The organism is Moorena sp. SIO4G3 (assembly GCF_010692305.1).
Taxonomy (GTDB): Bacteria; Cyanobacteriota; Cyanobacteriia; order Cyanobacteriales; family Coleofasciculaceae; genus Moorena; species Moorena producens_A.
In genome coordinates this window covers 1-3,484 of sequence record NZ_JAAHIG010000594.1, presented here as the reverse complement: position 1 = coordinate 3,484, position 3,484 = coordinate 1, and the positions used below count along the sequence as shown (strand labels likewise).

General features: G+C 43.7%; 2 protein-coding genes. Both read right to left on the bottom strand.

Translation table 11 applies throughout. From position 1 onward, the window contains the following. Window positions 1-106 precede the first annotated feature (106 nt). A complete protein-coding gene (gene xth / locus F6J99_RS43345) occupies window positions 107-895 on the bottom strand; it encodes an exodeoxyribonuclease III (protein ID WP_293123199.1) in 789 nt (262 codons plus the stop codon). Between the two features lie 297 nt (window positions 896-1,192). Further along, window positions 1,193-2,263, bottom strand: coding sequence for a hypothetical protein (locus tag F6J99_RS43340; protein ID WP_293123196.1), 1,071 nt, complete (start codon window positions 2,261-2,263; stop codon window positions 1,193-1,195). Window positions 2,264-3,484: the final 1,221 nt, after the last annotated feature.

Genomic DNA, 3,484 nt, shown 5'->3' with positions numbered 1-3,484 from the left:
TCAATCTCCCCATCTCCCCATCTCCCCATCTCCCCATCTCCCCATCTCCCTATCTCCCTATCCAACCAATCTACTCTCTTTGAATGCAACTCCCTATAAAACTTGACTATAAGTTGACGATTACAGGGGCATGGTCGCTAGGTTTATCTAGTTTTCTCGGTTCTATGTCAATGGTACAACTAATCGCTTGATTGTAAAGATTGGGGGTTAGGTAGATATGGTCAATGCGCCAACCCCGATTACCCCGAAAGGCACGGGTGCGATAGTCCCACCAACTAAAATTATCCCCTTCTTTGGTAAATTTGCGAAAGGCATCTGCTAAACCTAGGTCTAAGACAGATTGTAGGGCTTGACGTTCTACTGGGGACGCCATGATATGCTTTTCTTTGCCTTTAGGATCATGGATATCCCGGTCTTCTGGGGCAATATTAAAGTCCCCACATACACAAAGTTCATGGGACTGTTCTTGTAGGATACTGTGTAAATAGTCCCGCAGTATCTTCAGCCAACGTAGCTTGTAGTCATACTTCTCACTGTTCACCGAAGCCCCATTGGGAACATAGAGGTTAAGAATGCGGATGCCATCTACTGTAGCGCTAATCACTCGCTTTTGTTCATCTAAGTCCCCGACCTGAGCTGTATCCAACACCGCAGCAAAGCCAGTAGTTACTTCTGTGGCTGGTTTCCGGCTAAAGATGGCTACACCGTTATAGGATTTTTGCCCAGAAATATAAAGGTAATACCCCAATTCTTCAAAAAGCGATCGCGGAAACTGGGCATCCACTACTTTAGTTTCTTGCAGGCAAAGCACATCTACTTGGGTCCGTTGCAACCAATCTATTACTTGAGCTTGGCGACTCCGAATTGAGTTGACGTTCCAGGTAGCGATTTTCATTAGTCCTACAGTGATTAGATTTAGTCCAAAACAGACAGCAACTACCTCTACACCAGCATTGGGGAGCAGGATATAGATACCTTCCACTCAGACATCAAAACCAGAGTACCATAGCTTTAAACAGGCTAGTGTAGCGGTCAATAAAGAGATATCACCTCGGACAGATTACGATAAACCCCTTCAAATAATTTGAAGGGGTTGACTGGAGTTTTTGATAACAGTTGATTAGGAGCTCGACGTCTTTTTGAGTAATCGATAATCGGGCTTTGGGTAATTCTTCATATTACCTGTTACCTTTTACATTTTGCCTTGTATAAATTGGTGTTCTGCCACCAACCTCCCTAACTCTGGCAACAAAGCCAAGTTACGAGGTCGCTGGAGACGATAGACACTACACTGATTGGCAAGCTGAGCACACTGAAGAAGATGGGATGCTTTCTCAGAGTCAAATAAGCTGTTTAGACGGGAGTGACGGGATAGTTCCATCACCGCCTCCTGAAGTTTCAGACGCTTAATACTCAACTGTGAACCTGAAACCAGTACATAGATGCACCGGATTGGTAGTAGCGCTTGGGTAAAATCCTGATTTAATAGATAGTCAGGTTTATTTAACTTCGGTACCAGCAGACCCAGCTTATCCTGGTCATATCCCAAAACCTTAGCCACTTCTCGACTTAGTTTAATTTGAGGAAAGCTAGAAGCAACTTTAGCTGTCCCCTGATCCAACGTCACAGGTGCAACATCATCAGTGATGATTCTGTATCCTTGACTATGGAGTGCAGCAGCAATTGAAGACTTACCCTCACCGGAATCACCCAAGAAAACAACCGCACCACCATTAATATTGACTACACTGGCATGTAGCACCAACAATCCTCGCTGATAGAGCAGAATCGCCATCACAGTTCCCACTAGAGCCGTTTGAATGCGGCTGTGACAGGCTTCTGCTGCGGGAATGATCGTAATCGAGTTTCCCCCCTGTACCAGAAACAGCCCTGTGTCTTTGAGATAAATCACCGCCTCCTTTGGACTCAACTGCAAAGCCATCGGCTGCTGGATAACTTCCTTTGGAATGTAGTCACTGATTTTGCGATTCGGCGTTCGCGTTTGGCCTTCCGCCAAAGCGTGGCCTACGGCCTCAGCCGTTCGCGAAGCGTGGCCGAAGGCCTCCGCTACGCGAACGCATCCCGTACTGTAATCATTACTCTGAATGTGAATCATCACATCACACTCTACTTCTGCTGGGATAAACTCTGGGATTGGTAGCGCCGAGTGGATTCCCAAACCATAAGCAACATAGGAAAACAGCTTTTGCTTTTTGCCACCCAACACTTTGCAATCCACTAATTGGCTGTCAATTTCAGACATATCGCCAACTGAACACTTAGATAGTTTCTTAGAGATTGTGCCATCCAAACTCATAATTAATTTCTCAAATAACTATTGCGCGTAGATGCAATTCACTTGAAACTGATGCAGCAGTTTCTTGACTCCCCTTGATCAGCCATTCCAGTTCAAAAATTACCCTGGCATCCGTTGCTTAAGCCTAATTGTAGGGGCGCAAGGCTTGCGACCTCACTATATGTAGTTAAGTTGCGGTGCGACCCGTGATGGCGAACGCGCCCCGCGTGACCTACGGTCAAGGGATTGCTCGCCATCACGGAAAGCGCACCGTTTAGCTATTAAGGTTTAGTAATTAGCTTTTTAAGCTGACAATAAGGCGTTGCTGAATTAAGGAATGAATGCGCAATCATCTGGTGCATGTTAAAGCCCCCGTGGGTCCCCCAACTTTGGGGGACTTTGAACGTCTTATTCCCCCCAGAATTGGGGGGTTAGGGGGGCGTGCGCCATACCCAGAATCAGCAACGCCGACAATAAAGCAGCCTTGTGGTTTAGGGATTTATCGTTAAATTTGACTAGTTGACAACCCAATAAGTTGCCAAAACTATCAAAGTCATGACTTACGCCACAAAAAATTAATACCAAGTATTTGAGCTTTTAATGATACCCCTAATTTTCCCTTGATAAGGAAAAATTGTGAGGGTTATCATCATTTATTTTACGGCTAGTACTAATTCCAAATACTATTCTAAATTTTGATTCACAGTCCATGGCTCATGAATCTAATGGCAGATTCTACCCTGAGTAGCATTTAGACTGTCTTAAACGGATTCAGATTGATAATTTTAGCGCTTCAAATTAATTAAACTGTATCCTAATTAATCGATTTTTTCCACCACTACCTAAAATTTTAATAAAACTTAAATTATTTAATCAAATAATATCTCTAAAAATGAGTTAAAAATCTTAGCAATTATTAGACTATTTACAAATGATTTGTAAATCTATCTGGTAGTTTTTACTAATCAAAAAAAACTCTGTATTCCTTAGCACTATTACCAGATACCGACTTTCCTGTTCCCTAAAGGGTTTAATTCTATGTTCACATCTCAAATGGAAATGCTATAGCATTAGCTAGGGAGTAGGGAGTAGGGAGTAGGGAGTAGGGAGTAGGGAGTAGGGAGTAGGGAGTAAGGAGTAGGGAAGTCATAAGGTAAGCATTCAGCATTCAGCATTCAGCAGTCAGCG

Excerpts from the sequence above, each read along its gene's own strand:
- xth (WP_293123199.1), bottom strand. The coding sequence starts at position 895 with ATGAAAATCGCTACCTGGAACGTCAACTCAATTCGGAGTCGCCAAGCT.
- F6J99_RS43340 (WP_293123196.1), bottom strand. The coding sequence starts at position 2,263 with ATGTCTGAAATTGACAGCCAATTAGTGGATTGCAAAGTGTTGGGTGGC.